Consider the following 22066-nt stretch of genomic DNA (forward strand, 5'->3'; position numbering starts at 1 on the left):
TAGGCCATTGGCCTAATTCAAATAATATAAAAATGTTAAGAATAGAGCGTTTATTTTTTCACATTTTTATGGTGAGGTAGATGTTCATAAAGTGATTGGCAAACACCATTAATATGCTCTTCAATTAACTTAACCGCTAAGTCAACATCTTTGGCTTTACAGGCTTTCACAATTTCTTTGTGCTCATCATTTGCACGCGATTTACCTTCGGAAACATTCATCTGCAATCTTAAATAGCGCTCAATTTTATCGTAAATTGAACGAATTAGTCCAAGCATATAAGGCCGCTGTGCTGGTTCATAGAGGCATGCATGTAACTGCCAATTTAATGTGGTCCAGCTTCCAATATCCATGTTATCGATAAAGGCATTACAAATTTCATCTGCCTTTTTATAAGTTTCTTCCGTCATATTCGGCACGGCAAGTTGAATCAACTTCGTTTCCAACATCACTCGTACTTCAAAAATTTGTGCTAATTCTTCTTCAGAAATACGGGTCACAATTGCACCGCGATTTTTTATAAATTCAACTAAGCCTTCGGCTTCAAGTTGTTTTAAAGCTTCACGTACTGGAATTTTGCTGACATTGAATAGTTTAGCAATTTCATCCTGACGAATAGGCTCACCTTCAGCAATATGCCCTGCAATAATTGCTTCTCTAATATATTTGACAATAACTTCAGATACCGAAGGCATTGCACCAAGATTTGATACATTAAAAGATGGTAGCGTCACGAATATTCTCTTAACCTCAAAATATGACACAAATTAAAAGGATGATCATTTTTATTCATCCACCATAATGAAATCATTGCTTTTCAAGCACTTTTTCCGGCACGGCTTACCTTTATTTCAATGCTGCTAAAATTTATTTTCTTTATCCATTTAAGCTAATAATTTTTAACTGCACTCATAGTTAAAGTATACTTTATACAATTTAATTCACAAAACTATTATTAGACTATGCTGAAATCGTCATCATTTTATTGCATTTAACCAAGCAAATCATAATAAATACCCGCATACTACCCTGTTCTCTTGACGGGTAACTGTCAAAAAATTCCTATCCATTGAGCTGAGTTATTCCCTGCAAGATAAATTTTTTTTGTCTTGTAAAAATCATGCTGCATAAAACTTTTAAAGTTTGAGTCACTTCATATGAGTACGCCAACAGAAGCAAAATTTTCGCTAAATTATTATACGGGTTTCTTATCTGTACTATTTGCTGCTTTTCTATGGGGTACAGCAGGTACAGCGGCATCTTTTGCAAAAGGCATTAGTCCACTTGTAATTGCTACCATTTCTGTGGGCTTCGGTGGATTAATTCATACGTTTTTAAGCTTAAAAGCCATTAAAAATAATTACCAAAAACTATTTAACTATAAGTCCCAAATCTTTATTGCCGTTGTTGTTTCAATACTTTGTCCATTTGCATTTTACTCATCTGTCTCTTTAGCCGGCGTATCGATCGGCACCGTAATTTCTATTGGTTGTGCACCTTTGTTTTCAGTACTTTTAGAATGGATTTTAGATAAACGAAAACTTTCTTTGAAATGGCTCATCAGTTTTATTCTCGGTTTTTTAGGTATTATTTTACTCTCTTATGCAGGAGATCATGCACAGCATCAAGTCGTGCAATCTGATCGTATTTTAGGGGTGTTTTTTGGCTTACTTTCTAGCCTGAGCTATGCAACATACTCTTGGATAATGAGAAACCTCATTCGCCAAGATGTCGACTCAAGAGCTGCCATGGGAGTGATTTTTGGTATCTCCGCAGTTCTGTTATTACCTACATTGTTGATTACTGCACAAAATCTTTTTGATTATCCAACTAACGTCTGGGTTGCGATCTATATTCCAATTGTTCCTATGTTTTTGGGCTATTTATTTTTTAGCTTTGGTTTAAAACGAATTCCAGCCAGTCAGGCCATGACGTTAGCTTTGGTCGAAATTCCTGTTGCAGCTTTATTGGCAGTTGTTGTAGTAGGCGAAAGTTTAACAATGCATAGCTATTTGGGTTTAATTCTAATTTTTCTCTGCGTTATTGTTCTCACTAAAAAATAATAGATATAAAAAAGAGGCTCAATCATTAGCCTCTTTTTTTAAAAGTATTTTCTTAGATTTCAGCTGACCAGTTACGATACCAAGTACGGAATAGTTCATACTGAGTTTCAACGTATTTACGTTGTGATTCACTCAATGCATCCGTCTCATTGAAGTGTAAGGTATATTCTTTATCACCGTTAAGTACCATTAAATATTTATAGTACAGAACAAGATCTGTTCCTTCGTCAAAAGAAGATAAAACTTCTAATGCGCTTGATAACTCTTGGGCTAAACGACGGGCTTTTGCATCACCTGCTGCGGCTTTCTTACTAAGGTCAACCAACTGTAAAACTTCTTTAGGTAAAGCATTACCAATCCCAGTAATCGCACCAGTTGCGTTACAGTTCACGAAGCCATGGAAAACTTGAGTATCTACACCTGCCATTAAGGTTACTGAATCATCTTGTGAAGTAATGAACTCAGCTGCATAACGCATATCGGCAGCACCGCCAAATTCTTTAAAACCAATTAAATTTGGAAACTCACGGCGTAATTCAAAAAATAAATCTGCACGAGTCGCAAATCCATAATACGGACTATTGTAAATCACCGCAGGTAAGCTTGGTGCTGCTTTTAAAATTGCAGAAAAGTGAGCTTTTTGTGCAGTTGGTGAAGCTCCACGTGATAGTACACGTGGAATAACCATAAGCCCTTGTGCACCTACTTTTTCTGCATGAGTTGCATGAGAAACTGCTTCTTTTGAATTAACTGCACCAGTACCAACAATTGTAGGAATGCCAGCAGCAACAAGTCGTGCCACCCCTTCTTGACGTTGAGCTTCGGTTAATAAAGGCCAATCACCCATAGAACCACAATACACTACCGCACTCATGCCCGCTTCAATCAGCTCATGCCCTTTTTTCACAAGCGCGTCAAAATCTGGCTCACGGTTAGGAGTACATGGTGTCATTAGCGCCGGGATACATCCTGTGAAGATATTACTCATAATTATTCCTCAGTAATATAAATAAAATTCTGGGTAGTCGTACTTTCGAGTTAATCCATCTCAAAAGTTATGGAATGGGATTAATAGCTGTTTAATCATTCTTCATATATCGTATACGATATACAACAAAAAGAATAGTCTTTCTCTCTAAATTCTTTAACCAAGCAAAAAACTATATAAATCAAATATTAATATTATTAAGTGAATTAAAAAATTAATTTTTCCTTATATTTTTTTAAAAATAGAATTCAAAAAATTTAAAAATTAGTGCTGAGAAGAGAAATTAAATCCGAGCTTATAGGCGCTCAATAAACAACCACAGAACATTAGCCATTAGTCGCACCTCTCTATTTTTATTCATTTTTACTGGTAAAGTGCTTTACATGGTTTGATACAACCTACTTAACTCAGATGCATAATTCACCTGTTCTTGCATCTGAAGTTTTTCTGCCTCTAGTCCGCTAGAGGCTTTTTTTTATTACTTAATAAAAAAGCCTGCATTTCAGCAGACTTTTTATTTCAAGATTTAATTTAGCAAAGCTTAATTAACCACAGGTTGCCTGAGTAATTTTCTTAGTTGCTGGATCAATAGTAACTGTAACTCGGTTTGTACGATAATCCATAGTCATAGGCTGACCTGGAGCTACTTTACGCACAATTTCCGATTGAGTTTTTTGCTTAATTTGGTCATCAGTAAGTCCAGATTGACCTACCAATTTTTGAGCTTCTTCTGCTACACAGTTCGCTTGATTATCACGGAATAATTTCCATTCTTCAACGACTTGACCGTTTGGTAAATGACAATACCCAACCTGTCCATTTGCTTCATTTCTGATTTCTAACTTCCCGCCTTGTTCAACACAATATTGACTAGCTGGGTTTGGTGAACCAATTTTTGGTGGAGTTGAATCTTTATGTTGTGCAGATGAACAAGCCGTTAACGAAACAAGCGCTAAACCAAGAAAGATAATTTTTTTCATAAATTTTTGCTTCTTAATAAAAAAAATAAAGATATCAAAAAAATTCATGTTTCATGGGTCTTATTTACAATAAAAAACTCTCTTAGCAATTTTATTAACCGCTCTTTAATTGATTGGAATTTAAAATATTCTGTCCTAAAAACAATTATTAAAATATTGTAATTAAGGTCTTTCTAAAATTCGTGCACCGGAACCTTCTTGTCCTAAAACATCTTCAGGATTTCTTAAAGGGCATTGCTCTAATGACAAGCAACCACAACCAATACACCAGTCCATTTCATCGCGGAGTCTAGTTAATTTTTGAATACGCTCATCCAGATCTTTTCGCCAATGGCTTGATAACTCTTTCCACTGTTTGGCTGTTAATTTGCTTCCCATAGGATATGCACTAAGAGCTGCTTTAATTTCATCTAAGGAAATCCCTACTCTTTGAGCAACTTTAATAATCGCAATATATCTTAAAACGATTAATGGGAAACGGCGTTGATTACCATTCGTTCTTAGACTTTTTATGAGCCCTTTCGCTTCATAAAAATGCAGAGTCGAGACAGGAACTCCACTCCTTTTTGCTACTTCACCCACTGTCAACACTCGACTAGGGTCAGCTTTTTTATTTTCGCTTATCATGATTGACCTCAACTTTACTCGAGGTTATAAGAGAGCCTCTGTGTTTTGTCAAATGAATAAACCAAGCAACTTGACTGCTAAGAGCCATTTTCCTGAGTTTGTTGGTCTTAACTTTTCGATAAAACCTGAGAGGATAAATTTGATGAGATTATTAATTTAGGAAGTCTATAAAATGAGTTGCTAACATTTAAAGTTAAGAAATTAATTTTGTAGAGTACATGGGCATCCGCAAATCCAAAACATGTTGTAAACAAAAGGCATTGGTGCTCCTAGAGGATAGACCTTAGCTTGTTCGATTTTATAAGTTTTTTTACGTGACTCAATGTGAAGTATATTATCGTAACGCGCAACAACGATTCCCTTTTTATATAATTTTTTTCGTTCATTCTTTGCATCAAATTTATATACCAAAAAGTAAACTTTTTCTCCTACGCTGATCTTTGAATGATTAACCATAATGTAACCATTACAATACTTACATTGCCAATCTTTCATATCTCAAATTATCACACGCTTAAGTTTAAAAACACATTGAATTTTATAGTATAGATTTATTAAAGCTACAAATCTAAAGAAATATTTTAATTGAAAAAATAAGGTTTATTTGTGATGTACATCACAAATAAAAACCATAAAATTATAAATTATATCCAGATACATCAACCACTTACCAAACAAAATTTTAGGTTTATTATTTTCATAAATATAAAAATCTTATATATTTTATATTGTCATATAGTATAAAAGACAGAGAAATCAAATATGGCATATAATTAATTCTTAATACTTTACAATATACTTATTTCACTATATTTAACTTAATATTAAATGGAGTAATAAATTATTTTTAAATATTAAATTAATTTCACTTTTAATTGAAAATAATTCAGTTCACATAATATAAACTCCAAATATATAATTATTAGAATTGCAATTTAATTTTTTATTATGGCAACTCAACGTTTAAAATTAGAACTCCCATCTGGACATGATCAATTATTACTTCACTCTTGTTGTGCTCCTTGTTCAGGAGAAGTCATGGAAGCATTGATTGATTCTGGAATTAAATTTTCAATATTTTTTTATAATCCTAATATTCATCCAGTAAAAGAATATCTAATCCGTAAGGAAGAAAATATTCGTTTTGCAGAAAAGCATAATATCCCATTTATCGATGCAGATTATGACACAGATAATTGGTTTGCCCGAGCCAAAGGTATGGAGGATGAACCCGAACGCGGCATTCGTTGTACCATGTGTTTTGATATGCGTTTCGAGCGAACTGCCCTTTACGCACATGAACACGGCTTTAGTCTCATCAGTAGTTCGCTAGGAATTTCTCGTTGGAAGAATATGGCTCAAATTAATGACTGCGGAATTCGAGCAGCATCTCATTATCCAGATATTCAATATTGGGATTATAACTGGCGTAAAAACGGTGGCTCTAGTCGAATGATTGAAATTAGTAAGCGAGAGGAATTCTACCAACAGGAATATTGCGGCTGTGTATATTCTTTGCGTGATACCAACCGTTGGCGTATGAGTAATGGTCGAGATCGAATTAAACTGGGTGTTAAGTTTTATAGTAATGCCATGGAAGAAGATTAAATTTTATTATTGCTTAAAAATTAATTAATTTATTCTAAGCTATATTTATTGCTGATAAAAAAAGGCCACATCTGGAGAATGTGGCCAAAAGGTGTACTAAATAAGCTTTGATGGAGTTAGATTAATTGTGCTAGCTTAAAATAATATTAATTAAAATTAATTTTTAAAAATTTTAATAACCTCTCTATTTTCATATAACCAATTGATCATCATAGAAATTCGTATTTAAGCATTTAAAAATGATTAAATTTATCTAAATAACAAAACTTAGGCTATTATTTTTCTTGTAAATATTGTGCAATTTTTTTAATGTTTTCAATAATTTCATTAGATGTGTGGGCCGCATACCCAAAAAGTACCGCGGCCTTTTCGTTTGGCATCTGACAATATCTTGATAGTGGTTGAACAGCCAAGTTTAGAGCTGAACATTGATCAATAAATTCTTGCTCTGTCCTCTCACCTTTTAACCAGCATACTGCATGAATACCTGAATCTGTGGGTTGAACACTAAGCACATCTGAAAGATGCTCATCAATAGTTTTAATCAAGGCTTGTTGGCGCTCATAGCAAGCTTTTCGAACTTTGCGCACATGCCGAGCATAGTGACCTTTTTGTATAAATTGAGACAAAGCCACTTGCTCTAAATAAGAACTTCGAACATCCGTATAGTATTTTGCTGCACTAAAGGTTTCGATTAATGCTTCAGGCACAACCATGAATCCTAATCGAAACTCTGGAAACATCATTTTGGTAAAAGTACCAGAGTAAATAACTCTTTGCTGCTGATCTAAACCTTGTAGAGCTTGAATAGGATATGTGCCATAGCGGAACTCACTATTATAGTCATCTTCAAAAATCCATTTCCCTTGTTGAGATGCCCAATCGAGTAACGAAAAACGGCGGGCAAGACTTAAGGTTCCACCTACAGGGAATTGATGTGAAGGTGCTGTATAGACCAGTTTGCTTTTTGAATAACGATGAATAATATCAGAGACTAGCATTCCTTCTTCATCACTTTCAACTAAATTTACCTGTGCACCAAAACTTCGAAAAATGTTAAAAGCAGCGTCATAGCCTGGTTCATCTAAACACACCTCATCATTTGCTTGAAGTAAAGCATAGGCCGTTAAATGAATAGCTTGCTGCGTCCCATTTACGATAATAATTTGCTCTTCTTTGCAGTTCAGCCCTCGGGTGGAGCGAACATATTCACAAATTGCCTGACGTAGAGGCAAATAGCCACGCGGGTCGTGAAATTGACCAAGCTGATAATACGACTGCCGCCAAGCTTGATTTAATAACTTTCCCCAAAGTTGATGAGGAAATAAGTCAACACAACCTACCCCCACATGGAACATTTTTTTCTTTTGACTTGACCACGACTGCTCTCGCCATGAAGTTAATAATGCTTCCATATTTGGATTAATATTTAAGGATTGATGATTATTTTTAGACGTTTTTTTTGAATTTTCTTGAACATGTATTAACTGATCTGGCACAACCTCAGCAACATAGGTACCCGAACTTGGTTTGGTAAATAAATATCCCTCATCAAGTAATCGTTCAAGAGCTGCCAATACAGAGTTTCTTGAAATTGACATCATCTCTGCTAGGGTACGACTTGAGGGTAATTTTGTTCCGGCAGATAGTCTTCTATCTAAGATAGCATCACGCAAAGCCGAATATAGCCCATCTTTAATCTGCCCTTTTGGCAAAATCAAATGTGGGAAAGATGCCGAAATCGAAGCTGCCATAACAAACTGGTACTGTAAAAAATATCAGAAGTGTACCTTATAAAAATACCACTATCAAAACTACACTCTAGTTGTCCATTTTCCATTACTTTAAAATAGAGTGTAATTATTATGCAAAATCAAGATATTCAAATCATCCCTGTTCAACAGCAGGACTATTCACAATGGGAAAAATATTGGCTTGCTTATCAAAATTTTTATCAGGTCAATTTACCTCTTCACGTCACAAAAGTGACTTGGGAACGCTTTTTCGATGAAAATGAACCCGTTTATTGTGCTGTTGCCAAACAAGGCGAGCAAGTTTTGGGAATTGTGCATTATGTTATTCATCGTTCAACATGGGCAGAAAATAATTATTGTTATTTAGAAGACCTCTATGTTTCACCTGAAGTTCGTGGACAACACATTGGTAAGCAACTTATTGAATATGTGCAGAAGCAAGCAATTGTACACAACTGTGACCGTTTATATTGGCATACTCAAGAAAGCAACCACACAGCCCAAAAGCTTTACGATTGGATTGCCCAAAAACCCGGGATTATTGAATATCGTATGCCGTTGAACTAAAGAAAGTAAAAAAACACCAAAAGCTGGAGTGCTTTTGGTGTTTAAATCTTAGCAAGAATAAGCTTAATCACTTTGTCATTAATAGTTGAGCATTGATTAAACGCTGCAAAACGCTTGAGCTCTTGCTCCAATTCGAAAAAGAAGACTTCCTTATTTTTTACTGTTTTTTCTAGATGTAGACTAATTACTTCTAACTCTTTTATAGAACGATGCGCTTTACAATCTACTCGGCCGACTAACTCATCTTGATAAAGAATCGGCAAACAAAAATAACCATATACCCTTTTAGCCGCTGGTACATAGCATTCAATCCGATAATCAAACTCAAATAAAGAAGTTAAACGGTCACGATGAATAAGCGAGTTATCAAAAGGTGAAAGTATTTTTAAACCGAACTCAGTATTAAGCTTTTGTTCTATTGCAGCGGCATCAACATATAGCGTTTGACCATTCTCAAGCTTGATTGCAGATACTACACCTGCGTCAATCTGCTCCATCAGCACGGCACGCATAGTTTCTTTTAAATCATTTTTCTTTAAATGAACCAGTTGTTTCCATGTAAATGCACCATGTGCTCGAAGCGTATTATTAAATAAATACTGCGCATATTCATAAAGCGTAGGCATAGTTAAATCAATATTTTCAGGCAAGCAGCGCTCGGTCAAATCATAGACCTTTTCCATTCCGTTACGTTCACAGATCATCAGGTCACCCTGCATATATAACTGCTCAAAAGCACGGCGGCCTGGACCAGTATTCCACCAGTTTCCTAAACTCTTTTTATTATTCTTATCAATATCTCTTAATCGAATTTTACCTTCAGCACGAACACGCGCTAAAATTTCATTCATAAGCTGCTGATCGCCTCTATTAAAATAACGGCTTTCCCCTTTCCTGACAGACATCATGGCAGGCAGTGCATAGCGATAATCTTTCATTGGAAGATAAGATGCGGCATGATACCAATATTCAAAAATCTGGCGCTCGCGTACCAAACTATTGAGATGACTTAGATCATAATCAGGCACTCGGCTCCACAATATATGGTGATGAGCTCGCTCTACAACCGATATGGTATCAATCTGCACATATCCTAAATGCTCAATCGCCTGTAAAGTGCCTTCCAAACCTTTGGCAAATCGACTAGTTTTTCCTAGGCATTGATTGAATAAAGTAAGCTGTTTCAAAGAAGAAGTCATAAAAATCAAATATTGTTGTATTCATTTAAAAGCGGGAAATTTTCAGTTCTATCGTATCACTATTTCCTGATTTACTTGTGTTTTAGAATCGGTAATTCTCTATAAAAAGAATCACGATTAACTCAACGTTCGTTTTACAGACTCAGCTTAAAATAACTTTTAGGCGCCAATCTAATCACTAAAATAACTACTAATATCACACTGGCTAAATGGAAAAGCCATCCCGCTTTGTAAGCCCCCGTAAGATCATGCAAAATTGCAATAATCCATGGCGGAATTGCTGCCAATAAGAAACCACCGCCTTGCATCAGTGCAGATAAAGCACCTGCATAAATCGGCTCATCAAAATGATCTAATGCAACTATAAGCGTTAAGGCAAAACATCCTCCCAAACCCGCGCCTAAACAAATTGCCCAAAGTATAGAGGCAAACTCAGGCATAAAAGCCATTCCTGCAAACCCAACCATTTGCATAGCTAACGTAAACCATAGCCATGGACGTCGGTCTTTATATTTTCTTGCTAAAACGGGCAAAATAAGTGCTGAAGCTGCTTGGCTCAAGGCCAGTAAAGCAAGTAGTTGTCCACTTTGCGCTGCGCTCCACCCCTGATCTTGAAAAGAAGGCGCTAACCAAGCTACGACTGATGAGTAGCCCCCATTTACAAGCCCGAGACAAGCCATTAACAACCAAGTTCGAGGTTGATTTAATAACTTTCTTACAGGCACACGATGAATGGATGAGCCAACTTTTGTAGGTAAAAAAGCCAGTGCCAATATAAATGCAAATAAAGCTGGAATAGCAAAAGAAGCCAGTCCAATTGACCAAAAGCCAGTTATATTTGAAATTATGGGAGCTAACCATGCTCCTAACGCCCCACCGCCCATGAGCATAGCTGAATAAAGCCCCATCATCGGACCTATGTATTGGCTAAATTCTCGTTTAATCATGCCTGGAAAAGCTGCTTGTATCATCGCAACGCCAAATCCAATTACTATTGCACTAATAATTAATCCTTCGGCTGTAGGTAATAAAAAACGGACAGCACATCCCGCACAAATAGCAAGTAATGCACCAAGAATAGCTTTTCGTTCGCCCACATAGTTCTGCAATATTGGCCCAACAAATGCAACAAGCCCCATAAGCATCATCGGTAGCAAAGTAAGTAGTGCCATTCCTTGTAGGCTTAAGCCAGTGGCTGTTCGAATATTGGCAATCAATGGTCCAATACTTGTGATAAATGGTCTTAAATTAAGGCCCACCAAAGCTACCGTTACAACAAGCATGGGACGAGTCAAAAAAACTCCAGACTGCTTCATTCTTCTGAGCCTAAATTCTTGGCTTGATAATTCTTCCAATGCACATAAAGATCAGTGCGGTTTTCAACTCTGATCGGTATATATTGAATTTTCATTGATTGCTCAGAAAACGGCTTGGCAAGCTCAATATATATTTCGGCTGTAGACAAACCAAATGGTGTTCCATCTTCATTAGAATATGCATAGCTCACCGACTTGATACCTGCTAAACGCATTGCAGCCATACACATTGGGCATGGATGGCCACTTGCATACACAGAACAGCCTTCTAAATTGGCAGATCCTAAAACTTGGCTGGCTGCACGAATCGCTAGTAATTCGGCATGTGCGGTGGGATCGTTGGTTGTCAGAATCTGATTTACGCCTGAAGCAATAATTTCTCCATTCTTTACAACAACAGCTCCAAATGGTCTGCCACCTTTTTCAATATTGTTATAGGCAAGCTCAATCGCTTTACGTAAAAACTGTTCACCTTTTTCCATGACATACTCTCACTTTCTATTTTGCACCAGCTGCAAGAAGTCTTTTTTCAATTTCGCGGTAGCCTCGTGAACGTGCATGTTGTAATGGCTTAATGCCGTCTTTATCTGCTAAGTTCGGATCGGCACCTGCTTTTAGTAAAAGCTCTACAATGCGTTGATATTTTGGTTCTCCATTGCCCAAAATAATGGCCTCAAGCAATGCGGTCCACCCTAAATTATTGACATGATTAACATCTACACCAGCGGCAATTAATGTACGAACTGTTTCAACATGGCCTCGCTCCGCTGCGGGAATGAGCGCAGTCCCACCGTAGCGATTAGTACTTTTTAAGTTCGCACCATGCATGAGTGTCATTCTTAAAATTTTTAAATACCCCTGTGCGCCGGCGTACAAATACGGACTGTCTTGAATATTATCTTTTGCATTTACATCGGCACCCGCCTCTATCAGCATATGAGCAGCATGTACATTATTTGCTCTTGTTGCGACCATCAAAGCAGTCGAACCAGTTTCATCCCGCTCATCAATTAAAGCCTTTTGAGATAAAATCTTTTTTATAGATTGAGTGTCGTTATTTATTGCTGCCTGATGTAAAGGGTACTCACTCATTGCATTCGTCATATTTGTAAAACCTAAAGCCCCTAACGCGACGATCAGATTCATCCATATTAGTGACTTACGCATGCTGGTCTCCCAATAGAAATTTATGGCAAAACATTTTGCAAATAGAATAAACATCGCCAAAAGTATTTGGAAATTAAATTATTTAATCGATACTATTAAGTTTATAAATACTTATCTGATCTGCTTTTAAACGTAGCGGTGCATAATATGTTTGATCCTCGCCTTTTACGTGCTTTTGTCACTATTTTTGAAACGGGCAGTTTTACTGCAGCTGCTGATCGATTACACCTGACTCAATCAACGATTAGTCAGCAGTTAGCACGGCTTGAAGAATCAGTAGGTCATGCGCTTATAGATCGAACGGCAAGACCTTTCAAATTGACCGTTTCGGGAGAATATCTGATTGGGTATGCACAAAGGATTTTGACTCTTCAACAAGAAGCTGAGGCCCTACTCAAAGATCCGGCAGGAAGTATTCCTATTCGTATTGGTTTACCAGAAGATATGATGAGTTCTGCAATGGCTGAAGTTTTCGGTATATTTGCCAAAGAGCATCGTTCCATTCGTTTAGACGTAACCTCTGGCTTAAGCCGGAACCTAACAGAGCGTTATCGGAATGGTGAATTCGATATTATTATTGTCAAAGAACCCGCGGCCAGTGCTGATCACCACGCTACATTCCCAGAAGAAATGGCATGGTTTGCAAGTGAAAACTCAAAGACTCCATGGGCTGACCCCGTGAGTTTAGTCACTTTTCCTCAAGGAGGACTTTATCGAGACGAAATGTTCGCAACCTTAGAACGTGAGCGGCGACGTTGGTATATTGCTTTTACTGGTAGTAGCCTAGAAAGCGTGTTAGTCAGTGTTGAAACAGGATTAGGGTTATCTTTATTGCCTGTAGCTACGACCAATGGACGTAGAGTACGTCGATATGATTCATTAGGTGCTGTGCCACCTATGGTCGTTTCAATTTACACGTGGGAAAAAGCTGGGATCATTTCCCAGCTTGTAGATAAAATGACGTCTGTTTTACAAAAACGTTTTCAATCCTCACTCAATGTTTAACTTATATCATTCGAACTTTCAGCGATAAGTTTTTCCGCCATTTCTTGAGTTTTTCTTAAGCCCGGCATACGGAATTCGGTATGCCCATAATCTTGGATAGATTTCCAACGTCCACCCCAAGTCAAACCAACAGATTCGGCAACTTGCCCATATAACCGATAACCTTGCATCGCCCATGGATCCCGTTCAGAAATAACCACTTTCCCATTTCGTTTAAATGCTACATCAGCAGCTAAACCAAATTGATGATAGCTTTGATACCCCCTCGCTCTAGTCGTGTTAGGATTGCCCGCCAGCATATTCTGACGTGCTGGGCTACGATAACCTTCTAATAGAACCAACTCATAACCATACTGTTCTTTCATGATTTTAAAGACCATGAGTAAACGCTGTTTATAACGTGGGTTCATTTTGTCCCATTTACGATCAACCAAAGTCGTATCCAGAATAGCTCGACCATCGAAACTTGCATTATCAATCGGTGAAGAATTAATAGCTCCACTATTTTGAGACGAATATTGCTGCTCTAACTGCGTCGCCTCAACAATTGCGGCTTCAATTAAGCTTTCATCCACTTCTGGTGGTGGTGATAATATTTCACCATTTAAAAGTGCATAGATTTGAGGGTCAGTTTTTTTCAGATATTCAGCTTCAATTCGAGTTGAACTAATGGGACGAGTAAAAGCAAAAATTAATATACTGGCAAACAAAAAAAAGCCAGCAATTACAATCCACCATTGCTGTAAATGCCAATGAGATTGTAATTTTTCAGGAGCAGCTGCCTGATTCATCGTTTGAGCAAATTGCTTCACCTGATTCAGCTGTTTACGGCCTTGTGGCAGTAACGACAAGACGAAATCTTTGCTTCTACTCCTTAGTTCATAGGACATTAAAAATGCTAAACCAATTGCCAAGCACGTAAAGCAAAAGAAAATGAGAAAGATCATCATCAGTTCATTAATTCACGGCAAAAGGACTACGTGTAATTTTAATATCTACCGATGCTTTAGGTGGTTCAACCTCAGGTTCTGGTTCGGTTGGAGCTTTACTCTCAACTACGGGTTTAGCCTGTACCACTTGCTGCTGCGGCTTACCCACTGTTTTTTGCTGAGCTGGCTGTACTTTAGGTTGAGTCGTTTTAGCTACGCTTGTCTGTAATTGAGGCACAACTTGAACTTTCTTCTCACCTGTTAGCTGCTCATCAAATGGTGAAACTCGCTGTTCATTCGCAGCAACAGTTTTATGCGGAACAGGTTTAAAGATATTACTTAATTCATTATCTTTTGGCTGTTCAAAGCCATCACGGCTCATTGAGTCTGTTTCATTGTCTTGGCTTATAGCAACCTGATTCTGTTCATCAGAAGAATGAGCAGCATCTTGATTTAAAATTTGCTCTTCTGTTGATTTACTCTCAATTGCTGCTGATTCTGGCGAATTCGATTGAGACAAGAACAGGAATAGCGAGATGCTGACAAACACCCCTGCAATTACACCAATCACAATATAAAGTAGTGGTGATTTCGGCTTTTTTTTATTCGATTGTAAAACTCGAATAGAAGTTGGTTTTTCCTGAGCCATTTCGTACCATCATCAAGGTAAATAAATTGTAATATGCGCTTGCTCTTGAGGAGCAGAAATCACATTTTGATAATTAGATAATGCTTTATCATTTTGATTGTTCAGCATAAATCTTAAGCCTGCAAAGGTAAGTAATGCAAAAATCAATAAAAAGATCAAAATCCAAAAGAAAGGTACTTCGCGATGAATAATATTCCGTATTTGATCGGGAATTGCAGAGAATGGCGAAAATGCAACTTTTTTCCCTTTTAAATAGTCGATCTCATCACCCACTCGTGATACTAAGTGGTTAAGACTTTCAATAGACTCAATGCGATACTTACCTTGAAAACCAAGTAAAAGGCAGTAATGAAATACTTCAAGAGCAGCTAGTCGTTCTTTTCCACGGCTTCGCAATTGCTCCAAAATTTCAAAAAAGCGATAGCCCGCTAACTGAGAACCAAATAAGCTCAATTGCAATGGGCTAATCAACCAAGCATTTTGTAAATTAAAATAGCTTGGGTCTTGTTGCGTTACGATGGTTTCATCAATTAATGCACAAAATGCATATTTAGCATCATGAATATCATCAGCTGAAAATTGTAGTTTTTTAGCTTGTTGCTCAAATTGATTAAGCAAATTTAAGGTTTTTTCACGGAATTGCTGCGCATCTGCCGGCACATATTGATTTCGAATTAAAAAAATCAAATAAAAGCCATCATGCAATAAATCAATAAGATTAATTGCCTGTAGTTTTGCCTGCGACTGGCTATTGTTATTTCCACCCGTCCCGATTTGCCCATCGTCAAATAAAGAAGGAGCACCTGTAGATTGTGACATTTTTCTCTCCTTTACCGTTAAGCGTTCATGACCGCAATCAATTCAATACTGATATCTTGGAAACCAGCTGGAACATAAATACAGATCGTCTCTGAATCTAACATGCGCTGATATAGCTCGTGATGCGGTTCAATTTCAAAATAACTCACACCAGAACGCACCGGTATCGCAGTTGGAACCTGAATCAAATGATGTAATGGAATCGCAGGCAATGCAGCAACTACACGTTGCTCTACATCTAAAGTGCTACCAATCTTAAATCGTAAAGGTACGATCTGGATTAACTCATGGGTCTGCATAGCACTACTTGATACTGCAATATAAAGTCGAGTGTCTCGAGTAATCTTATCGGTTTCAAGACTTCCCACCCAATATGAAGGTCGGATCTCTTTAAGCGCAATACTGATATAACGACTTGAAATAATCGTATCGAGTAAATCACGTAGAATCGTGTCTAACTGAGTAAAACTTTCTTGTAAATTATGGTGTTTATAAGCAGGCAGCTGATCAACATCATAGGCTGTCGAGAAAGTTAATAATGAACCTGCTAAACGCAATAATTCGAAAAATAACCGTTCTGGATGGATTTGTGGATATTGCACAAAGTGATTTAAACCAGCGTGAGCTGTATTTAAGGCATTCACTAACCAGAAAGAAACGATATCACCTGAACGGAATTCAATTAATTTCTGTTCATTTTCTCGGTTATTGGTTTGAATCGTCTTAATTTTTGCCTTAATAACATTCAGAGTTCTTTTTAAGTTTGAAATGAGTGTTTCAGAGGCATCCACGTGCAAAATTGGTGGAATAAACTTTCGGTCAATTTCAAAAGCACCAGAGCTTTGACGCTTAATTTTTCCAATCGGCAGATATAAAAAACCATCTAAATTATGGTCTGGATTACTATGAATATCTAATAATTTAAAAACAGCACGGCGGCGTAGCAAACTAATATCTGCTTCGGTAGCATTCGTAAATAGATCATGCGTTTCGACAAGGTGAGATTGATATCTGCCCTTTTGTGCTTGGTTTTGATCAATGAGATTTTGCTTATTTGCTTGTAAAAGCGGCAATGCCAAATAGATTAGCATCTCGCCACGTAAATTAAGATCATCCAATAAAATTGGTTCAGGCAATAGATCATATGCTGGCGCCTGATAAATTTCACCGTCTTGCCAAATCATCTCTACAGACTCAAGAGCAAGAATATGCGTACTCAATTGAGCCTCATCAAAACTTAACTTCTGAATACCATACGAAAAAGGCACAACTGCACGAACCGTATGATTTAAGCGTTGTTCATGATAGGTATCTTGAATTTGGAAATGTTGAGGTCTTAAAAATAAACCTTCGCCCCACAGGACTTTTTCAGCTTTAAACATATGTCTTTACCAATCTTTATTCATATTCATTTTTAGGCTGCACACCTAACATTTCCTGAACCATTTGTAATGGATGCTCATCTTTAATGACTTGCGCTAACCATTCATGTAATGGCATTTGACTCCATTTAATCGTTTTTTGAAGCATATAACTCACAGGGCTATGAGGTTCATTTGCTTGGAAGTAATCTGCAATCTCTTGCAGCACTTTCATTGCTTGCTCGCGGTTAGCCAAGTGCGTTTGTGCTTGAGGCTGAAAAGCAGGCTGAGCTGAAACAACTTGTACAGGCGCTTGATTTTCCATAGATGAACTCGTGATGACAGTAGCCTGTTCTTGGATTGGTGCAAGTCCTGCACCAAAAGCTTCTGCTTTATAAATCTTGCGTAATGTGCTGTGAATAGTCTCAAATGCTGAATCAATCGCAGCAAAACTTGGCGAATCTAGTCCCATTAAATGATCGAGAGTTTGCTTTAAAACATCCCACTCAGTTAACACTGAACTAAAATCTTGATAGTTAGAATATTGAAAAGTTTTAGACGTATTAAAAATAGCTTGGTCGAATTGTTCTAATTCCGATGGCCCCGACTGGCTGTCATATTCTTCTGTTTGTTTACGGCGAACATTTTCGTGATAAAGAAAATTATCGTAATCAAGCAAATTATAATAAGAAGCCGTATTAGTTAAAGGAACTTTCTTTAACAACATCGGAAGTTGATTAATTAAACCCTGTAATAAACCAATGCGTTGATCTAAATCATCATCTTCAATAATAGGATGAATTTCCTGCCAGTATTGATTTAGCATGGAATGGCTTAAAGTTAAACCTTTCGCCATACCTTCAAAACCATAAAGATGAGTCCAAGCTTCTAAGAGCCAAGTTAATAGACGAATATCTTTCGTTTTATCTTTTAACAAAACACTTGTGTTCTTTGCTACAAAGTCCCAATCGGCTTGTTTGCGCTCAGCAACCCAATCACCTTGATCTAGCAATAGATCATCTTGTGTCTTCGCTTTTTTTATTTCATGAAATTCATTAGAAAATGAAAAGTCGTCACCACAAGGCAAACTATCACTAATGGGTTCAAGTAGTTCAGAAATATCAATATTCATCTAATTTTAGCTCTATTCAATTTTAAACTTCTGACTTCAATTTTTTACTAGTCCTTTTTTTAGCAGCTTTTGCAACCGGGTCTAGTACATATTGAATTTCGTCATCTTTAGCATCAATCATGATAATTTTTGGTAGTTTTTGCTCTGCTAAAGCCACCAAAATTTCTGTAGCCAATGCAGGTAACACTGTAGAATTTAAAATATTATCAACGTTACGTGCACCGCTATCGACTTCTGTGCAACGGCTTAAGAGTAGCTCTACCAAATCATCAGAATACTGGACTTGTGTTCCATACTGTTTCTCAATTCTTGCTGTGATCTTACCTAACTTATGTTTAATGATTCGTACAAGGAGATCATCATGCAGTGGGAAATATGGTACAACTCTCATTCGGCCTAAAAATGCGGGCTTAAATTGTTTATATAAACTTGGTTTTAGATGCTCAATCAACTCTTCAGCTGTAGGCCACTCTTCTACAGGTCTATTTAAGCACGCCTGCATAATGGCACTTGAACCAGCATTTGAAGTCAGCAAGATAGTCGTGTTTTTAAAGTCAATTACTCGTCCTTCACCATCTTCTAAAGTACCTTTGTCAAATACTTGATAGAACAGTTCCTGGACATCACTATGAGCTTTTTCAATCTCATCAAGCAACACAACACTATAAGGGTTACGACGGACAGCTTCTGTTAAAACACCACCTTGACCATATCCGACATATCCTGGAGGTGCACCTTTCAATGAAGATACTGTATGCGCTTCTTGATATTCAGACATATTAATAGTGATTAAATGCTGCTCACCACCATATAATTCATTTGCCAAAGTTAATGCAGTTTCAGTTTTACCCACACCACTTGGGCCAACCAAAAGGAATACCCCTTGTGGCTTATTAGGATCTTCAAGCTTTGCTTTTGAAGTTTTAATACCTTGAACTAATTGTGTGAGTGCATAATCTTGCCCCATTACACGCTCGCCCAATTTATCTTCAAGCGTTAATATCTGTTTAATTTCATCATTGACCATTTTTCCAACAGGAATACCAGTCCAATCAGAAATAATTTCATTAATAATTTGAGAGTTTACTCTTTCAAATACTAATGGTTGCTGACCTTGAATTTCAGCAAGTTCCTTACGCAGTAGATTGATCTGATCATAAGCTTCAGACTCATTAGCATGATTTTGTGCTTCTAAATCCTGAATTTTATGAACAAGTTCTAATTCTTTTTGCCACTGCTCTTCGGTTTCATGAATTTCTTTTTGCAAAGATTCTAAATTAGCTTTTAAAGCTTCCAATCGTTCATGATGAATTGGAATCTGACGATGCTCATTTTCTAAAATTTGCTGTTCAAGTTTTAAGTTATGTTCTTGGGCCTTTAACTGGTCAAGCTTTACTGGTTGAGCATTTTGGGTCAACGCAACACGTGCTGCTGCCGTATCAAGAACACTAACTGCTTTATCCGGAAGTTGACGACCACTAATATATCGATGTGAAGAGTGAACCGCTGTAACGATCGCCTCATCATCAATTTGTAATTTAAAATGCTGCTGCATAACTGGAATCATCGCACGCAACATATCTACCGCAACTTCTTCGGTTGGCTCTTCTACTTTCACCACCTGAAAACGTCGGCTCAATGCCGCATCTTTTTCAAAATACTGTTTATATTCTGCCCAAGTAGTCGCAGCAATCGTGCGTAATTCACCACGTGCAAGCGCTGGCTTTAAGAGATTTGCAGCATCATTTTGCCCTGCTTGTCCACCAGCACCAATTAAAGTATGAGCTTCATCAATAAATAAGATAATAGGATGAGTAGAAGCTTGAACTTCTTGAATCACTTGTTTTAGACGATTTTCAAATTCGCCTTTAACGCTTGCACCAGCCTGTAATAGTCCCATATCCAGCACATGCAAATGGACATTTTTAAGAGCATTTGGTACTAAACCTTGAGCAATTTTTAAAGCTAGACCTTCGACTACGGCTGTTTTACCAACGCCTGGCTCTCCAGTTAAGATCGGATTGTTTTGGCGTCTACGCATTAAAATATCGAGCATTAAGCGAATTTCATATTCACGCCCAATAACTGGATCTATACCGCCTTTTTTCGCTTTTTCAGTGAGATTAATCGTATATTGATCAAGCGCAGGTGTTTTAGCTGTTTTGGTATTTGTTACAGTTGCGTCTGTTGGTTCCGCTTCATCCGAAAGCGTTTTTGTCTCATCTTGTTGTTCAACACTCTTCTCACAAATTTCAAGAAACTTATGTTTCATTGAATCAATTGGTAAAAGATCAAATAAACTCGAAGCTCTCGTTGCAATTTGATATAAATCAGGCGCAGTTAACAGTGCAACTAATAAATGACCGCTACGAATAACTGGATTTTGTTCAGCCGAGGCTAATAACCAAGCTTGCTCAAACAAACGAACAATAGATTTAGCAAAAATAGGAGTTCGAGTATTACCTTTTGGTAATTGAGAAATTGTTTCTTTTAAATCATCAGCTAAAGCTTCAGATGAAATTTTATACTTCTTTAATAAAATTTTTAAATCATTCTCTAAAGATTGATTAAGTAATTCTAAAAATAAATGCTCAATTTCAATTTCGTAATTTTGTTGAATAACACAAGCATTAGCCGATTTTTCTAAAGCAGTTCGTGCAACTGTAGAAAGTTTTGTAATTAAAATTTTTAAATTACTCATCATTACTCTCAATATTTTTAAATAATTTAATGCTTAAAATCATAATGCCTGTATATTAACAAAATTCAGCTTTATCAGACAAACTACTCATCATTTCAAGCGTTAATATGTTTTAGTAGATATTTATATCTATATAAAAATATCTCTACCCTTATCCTTGATTAACTAAACTCTGTTTTGGCAATAATTTACAGCCACATGATAATGAATCATTTACACGTGCTGCGGATTTTCCCATAACAAGCATATTTGGATCTCCCGATACAATCGTAGAAACCGTTTTGTGTAACGGACAAGTTGCCTTATCTCCTACACAGGCAATTGCAACTCCATCAATTAAAAATGTACTGTTCCCTGAAATGACTTGCCCTCCACCAGTGGTTGGGCATCCAATCGTAATGTAAAGGCTAGCCATGTTCTTCTCCTTCTATTTATAGAACAGTAAACTCAATTCGACGGTTTTTCTTTCTGCCTTCTGGAGAAGTGTTATCTGCAACTGGCTTAGATGAACCTAAACCTTCTGTAGATAAATGATCGGCAGGAATACTTTTACTAATCAAATAGTTTTTCACTGCTAATGCTCGATCTTGGCTAAGTTTTAAGTTTTTAGTCGCATCACCGGAACTATCAGTATGACCAATAATTTTGACTTTTTTACCGCCTACTTTATTTAAAGCAACAGCCATCTCGTCGAGAATTTTTTGACCTGCATCAGTTAAAACTGCACTACCAGATTCAAACTCAATAATTCGATTTTTAAGTGCGTCATCAATGATTTTTTGCTCAGCCTGATTGACTGATAACTGTGAATACAGTTGATATGGTGGCTGTACTAACCCTTGAAAAGATTGAATTGTAGGCTGGATATCTGCTGGATTCAGCATTTTTCCACTTAGCTCAAATCGAGTACCATTTACGCTTAATTTCCCTTGCGAAACCTTTTTAAGATCAGGGGTAATTACTCGTGTCACCGAGTCACTCCACCCATTTGGAGCGGCTACAGGTCTTACTTGTATTTTATCTACAACCTGATCGGCACCATAAACAGACTGCATTTTTAATAAGATGGCCTGTTTACTCGCTTCGTTAGGAACTACACCTTCTACAACAATGGGCTGAGCCAAAGCATAATTAGCAATAGCATAGATAAAACAGCCTTTTATGAGCTGTGAAAGTTTAGTTTGATATCGTTGATTCATTA

At 37.1% G+C, this 22066-nt stretch carries 22 protein-coding genes; 4 read left to right on the forward strand and 18 right to left on the reverse strand.

What is annotated here, in order from left to right:
- Positions 1-50: 50 nt before the first annotated feature.
- On the reverse strand, positions 51-734 hold the full coding sequence (ygaE, locus tag SOI81_RS10590; RefSeq protein ID WP_000174668.1) for a GntR family transcriptional regulator: 684 nt from the start codon (positions 732-734) through the stop codon (positions 51-53).
- A gap of 423 nt (positions 735-1157) precedes the next feature.
- On the opposite strand from ygaE, the gene SOI81_RS10595 reads away from it, so the two are divergent.
- Positions 1158-2063 (forward strand): DMT family transporter, encoded by a 906-nt coding sequence (locus SOI81_RS10595; protein WP_061875063.1) that lies wholly within the window; start codon positions 1158-1160, stop codon positions 2061-2063.
- Positions 2064-2115: 52 nt separating this feature from the next.
- On the opposite strand, the gene SOI81_RS10600 is transcribed toward SOI81_RS10595, so the two are convergent.
- From SOI81_RS10600 to SOI81_RS10615, 4 genes are all read right to left on the reverse strand, one after another.
- The gene (locus SOI81_RS10600; RefSeq protein ID WP_239976489.1) at positions 2116-3051 is read right to left on the reverse strand and encodes a dihydrodipicolinate synthase family protein; all 936 of its coding nucleotides are present in this window, start codon (positions 3049-3051) and stop codon (positions 2116-2118) included.
- Between the two features lie 545 nt (positions 3052-3596).
- Positions 3597-4031: an I78 family peptidase inhibitor gene (locus tag SOI81_RS10605; protein ID WP_057074789.1), complete on the reverse strand. Its 435-nt coding sequence runs from the start codon at positions 4029-4031 to the stop codon at positions 3597-3599.
- Between the two features lie 162 nt (positions 4032-4193).
- Complete coding sequence (gene soxR, locus SOI81_RS10610; protein ID WP_016141446.1) at positions 4194-4658, reverse strand: redox-sensitive transcriptional activator SoxR; 465 nt, start codon at positions 4656-4658, stop codon at positions 4194-4196.
- A 201-nt stretch (positions 4659-4859) separates the two neighbouring features.
- Positions 4860-5153 carry a hypothetical protein gene (locus SOI81_RS10615; protein ID WP_016141447.1) on the reverse strand — a complete coding sequence of 98 codons (294 nt, stop codon included), beginning with the start codon at positions 5151-5153 and terminating at the stop codon, positions 4860-4862.
- A 453-nt stretch (positions 5154-5606) separates the two neighbouring features.
- Here SOI81_RS10615 and SOI81_RS10620 point away from each other — a divergent pair, with 453 nt between their 5' ends.
- Complete coding sequence (locus SOI81_RS10620; protein ID WP_016141448.1) at positions 5607-6266, forward strand: epoxyqueuosine reductase QueH; 660 nt, start codon at positions 5607-5609, stop codon at positions 6264-6266.
- A gap of 275 nt (positions 6267-6541) precedes the next feature.
- Here the strand turns inward: SOI81_RS10620 and SOI81_RS10625 are convergent, their stop codons facing one another.
- Positions 6542-8020, reverse strand: a complete 1479-nt coding sequence (locus SOI81_RS10625) for a PLP-dependent aminotransferase family protein (protein ID WP_320540683.1) — start codon at positions 8018-8020, stop codon at positions 6542-6544.
- Positions 8021-8131: 111 nt separating this feature from the next.
- Between SOI81_RS10625 and SOI81_RS10630 the strand changes: the two genes are divergently transcribed.
- Entirely contained in the window at positions 8132-8587 is a 456-nt protein-coding gene (locus SOI81_RS10630) for a GNAT family N-acetyltransferase (RefSeq protein ID WP_224991594.1), read from the forward strand.
- Positions 8588-8628: 41 nt separating this feature from the next.
- On the opposite strand, the gene SOI81_RS10635 is transcribed toward SOI81_RS10630, so the two are convergent.
- The 4 genes from SOI81_RS10635 to SOI81_RS10650 form a co-directional block, all read right to left on the reverse strand.
- On the reverse strand, positions 8629-9786 hold the full coding sequence (locus SOI81_RS10635) for a winged helix-turn-helix domain-containing protein (RefSeq protein ID WP_320540684.1): 1158 nt from the start codon (positions 9784-9786) through the stop codon (positions 8629-8631).
- 134 nt (positions 9787-9920) lie between these two features.
- On the reverse strand, positions 9921-11102 hold the full coding sequence (cynX, locus tag SOI81_RS10640) for a cyanate transporter (RefSeq protein WP_320540685.1): 1182 nt from the start codon (positions 11100-11102) through the stop codon (positions 9921-9923).
- Positions 11099-11584, reverse strand: a complete 486-nt coding sequence (locus tag SOI81_RS10645) for a nucleoside deaminase (RefSeq protein ID WP_216969012.1) — start codon at positions 11582-11584, stop codon at positions 11099-11101. The genes cynX and SOI81_RS10645 overlap by 4 nt, the downstream gene beginning before the upstream one ends.
- 16 nt (positions 11585-11600) lie before the next feature.
- Positions 11601-12269, reverse strand: a complete 669-nt coding sequence (locus tag SOI81_RS10650) for an ankyrin repeat domain-containing protein (protein WP_216969014.1) — start codon at positions 12267-12269, stop codon at positions 11601-11603.
- Positions 12270-12416: 147 nt separating this feature from the next.
- Between SOI81_RS10650 and SOI81_RS10655 the strand changes: the two genes are divergently transcribed.
- On the forward strand, positions 12417-13274 hold the full coding sequence (locus tag SOI81_RS10655; protein WP_320540686.1) for a LysR family transcriptional regulator: 858 nt from the start codon (positions 12417-12419) through the stop codon (positions 13272-13274).
- Here the strand turns inward: SOI81_RS10655 and SOI81_RS10660 are convergent.
- From SOI81_RS10660 to motB, 8 genes are all read right to left on the reverse strand, one after another.
- Positions 13271-14224, reverse strand: a complete 954-nt coding sequence (locus tag SOI81_RS10660) for a M15 family metallopeptidase (RefSeq protein ID WP_016141456.1) — start codon at positions 14222-14224, stop codon at positions 13271-13273. The two genes, SOI81_RS10655 and SOI81_RS10660, sit on opposite strands and share 4 nt — an antisense overlap.
- A 7-nt stretch (positions 14225-14231) precedes the next feature.
- The gene (locus tag SOI81_RS10665; protein ID WP_239976843.1) at positions 14232-14852 is read right to left on the reverse strand and encodes a hypothetical protein; all 621 of its coding nucleotides are present in this window, start codon (positions 14850-14852) and stop codon (positions 14232-14234) included.
- Positions 14853-14864: 12 nt separating this feature from the next.
- Positions 14865-15671, reverse strand: coding sequence for a type IVB secretion system protein IcmH/DotU (icmH, locus tag SOI81_RS10670; protein ID WP_016141458.1), 807 nt, complete (start codon positions 15669-15671; stop codon positions 14865-14867).
- 17 nt (positions 15672-15688) lie between these two features.
- Entirely contained in the window at positions 15689-17053 is a 1365-nt protein-coding gene (tssK, locus tag SOI81_RS10675; RefSeq protein WP_016141459.1) for a type VI secretion system baseplate subunit TssK, read from the reverse strand.
- A gap of 16 nt (positions 17054-17069) precedes the next feature.
- Positions 17070-18164 carry a type VI secretion system protein TssA gene (tssA, locus tag SOI81_RS10680; RefSeq protein ID WP_239976840.1) on the reverse strand — a complete coding sequence of 365 codons (1095 nt, stop codon included), beginning with the start codon at positions 18162-18164 and terminating at the stop codon, positions 17070-17072.
- 22 nt (positions 18165-18186) lie between these two features.
- Positions 18187-20868 carry a type VI secretion system ATPase TssH gene (tssH, locus tag SOI81_RS10685; RefSeq protein ID WP_239976833.1) on the reverse strand — a complete coding sequence of 894 codons (2682 nt, stop codon included), beginning with the start codon at positions 20866-20868 and terminating at the stop codon, positions 18187-18189.
- Between the two features lie 148 nt (positions 20869-21016).
- The gene (locus SOI81_RS10690; RefSeq protein ID WP_320540687.1) at positions 21017-21280 is read right to left on the reverse strand and encodes a PAAR domain-containing protein; all 264 of its coding nucleotides are present in this window, start codon (positions 21278-21280) and stop codon (positions 21017-21019) included.
- A gap of 16 nt (positions 21281-21296) precedes the next feature.
- Complete coding sequence (motB, locus tag SOI81_RS10695; RefSeq protein WP_032053533.1) at positions 21297-22064, reverse strand: OmpA family protein; 768 nt, start codon at positions 22062-22064, stop codon at positions 21297-21299.
- Positions 22065-22066: the final 2 nt, after the last annotated feature.

Source organism: Acinetobacter pittii (assembly GCF_034067285.1).
In the GTDB taxonomy this organism is placed as follows: Bacteria; Pseudomonadota; Gammaproteobacteria; order Pseudomonadales; family Moraxellaceae; genus Acinetobacter; species Acinetobacter pittii_E.

What these genes read in the sequence shown, in the direction of transcription:
- motB (WP_032053533.1), bottom strand. Translation starts at nt 22,064, where the DNA reads ATGAATCAACGATATCAAACTAAACTTTCACAGCTCATAAAAGGCTGT.
- SOI81_RS10655 (WP_320540686.1), top strand. Translation starts at nt 12,417, where the DNA reads ATGTTTGATCCTCGCCTTTTACGTGCTTTTGTCACTATTTTTGAAACG.
- SOI81_RS10630 (WP_224991594.1), top strand. Translation starts at nt 8,132, where the DNA reads ATGCAAAATCAAGATATTCAAATCATCCCTGTTCAACAGCAGGACTAT.
- SOI81_RS10620 (WP_016141448.1), top strand. Translation starts at nt 5,607, where the DNA reads ATGGCAACTCAACGTTTAAAATTAGAACTCCCATCTGGACATGATCAA.
- icmH (WP_016141458.1), bottom strand. Translation starts at nt 15,671, where the DNA reads ATGTCACAATCTACAGGTGCTCCTTCTTTATTTGACGATGGGCAAATC.
- tssH (WP_239976833.1), bottom strand. Translation starts at nt 20,868, where the DNA reads ATGATGAGTAATTTAAAAATTTTAATTACAAAACTTTCTACAGTTGCA.
- SOI81_RS10665 (WP_239976843.1), bottom strand. Translation starts at nt 14,852, where the DNA reads ATGGCTCAGGAAAAACCAACTTCTATTCGAGTTTTACAATCGAATAAA.
- SOI81_RS10625 (WP_320540683.1), bottom strand. Translation starts at nt 8,020, where the DNA reads ATGGCAGCTTCGATTTCGGCATCTTTCCCACATTTGATTTTGCCAAAA.
- SOI81_RS10600 (WP_239976489.1), bottom strand. Translation starts at nt 3,051, where the DNA reads ATGAGTAATATCTTCACAGGATGTATCCCGGCGCTAATGACACCATGT.
- soxR (WP_016141446.1), bottom strand. Translation starts at nt 4,658, where the DNA reads ATGATAAGCGAAAATAAAAAAGCTGACCCTAGTCGAGTGTTGACAGTG.
- tssK (WP_016141459.1), bottom strand. Translation starts at nt 17,053, where the DNA reads ATGTTTAAAGCTGAAAAAGTCCTGTGGGGCGAAGGTTTATTTTTAAGA.
- SOI81_RS10690 (WP_320540687.1), bottom strand. Translation starts at nt 21,280, where the DNA reads ATGGCTAGCCTTTACATTACGATTGGATGCCCAACCACTGGTGGAGGG.
- SOI81_RS10595 (WP_061875063.1), top strand. Translation starts at nt 1,158, where the DNA reads ATGAGTACGCCAACAGAAGCAAAATTTTCGCTAAATTATTATACGGGT.
- SOI81_RS10635 (WP_320540684.1), bottom strand. Translation starts at nt 9,786, where the DNA reads ATGACTTCTTCTTTGAAACAGCTTACTTTATTCAATCAATGCCTAGGA.
- SOI81_RS10605 (WP_057074789.1), bottom strand. Translation starts at nt 4,031, where the DNA reads ATGAAAAAAATTATCTTTCTTGGTTTAGCGCTTGTTTCGTTAACGGCT.
- SOI81_RS10615 (WP_016141447.1), bottom strand. Translation starts at nt 5,153, where the DNA reads ATGAAAGATTGGCAATGTAAGTATTGTAATGGTTACATTATGGTTAAT.
- cynX (WP_320540685.1), bottom strand. Translation starts at nt 11,102, where the DNA reads ATGAAGCAGTCTGGAGTTTTTTTGACTCGTCCCATGCTTGTTGTAACG.
- tssA (WP_239976840.1), bottom strand. Translation starts at nt 18,164, where the DNA reads ATGAATATTGATATTTCTGAACTACTTGAACCCATTAGTGATAGTTTG.
- SOI81_RS10645 (WP_216969012.1), bottom strand. Translation starts at nt 11,584, where the DNA reads ATGGAAAAAGGTGAACAGTTTTTACGTAAAGCGATTGAGCTTGCCTAT.
- SOI81_RS10650 (WP_216969014.1), bottom strand. Translation starts at nt 12,269, where the DNA reads ATGCGTAAGTCACTAATATGGATGAATCTGATCGTCGCGTTAGGGGCT.
- SOI81_RS10660 (WP_016141456.1), bottom strand. Translation starts at nt 14,224, where the DNA reads ATGATGATCTTTCTCATTTTCTTTTGCTTTACGTGCTTGGCAATTGGT.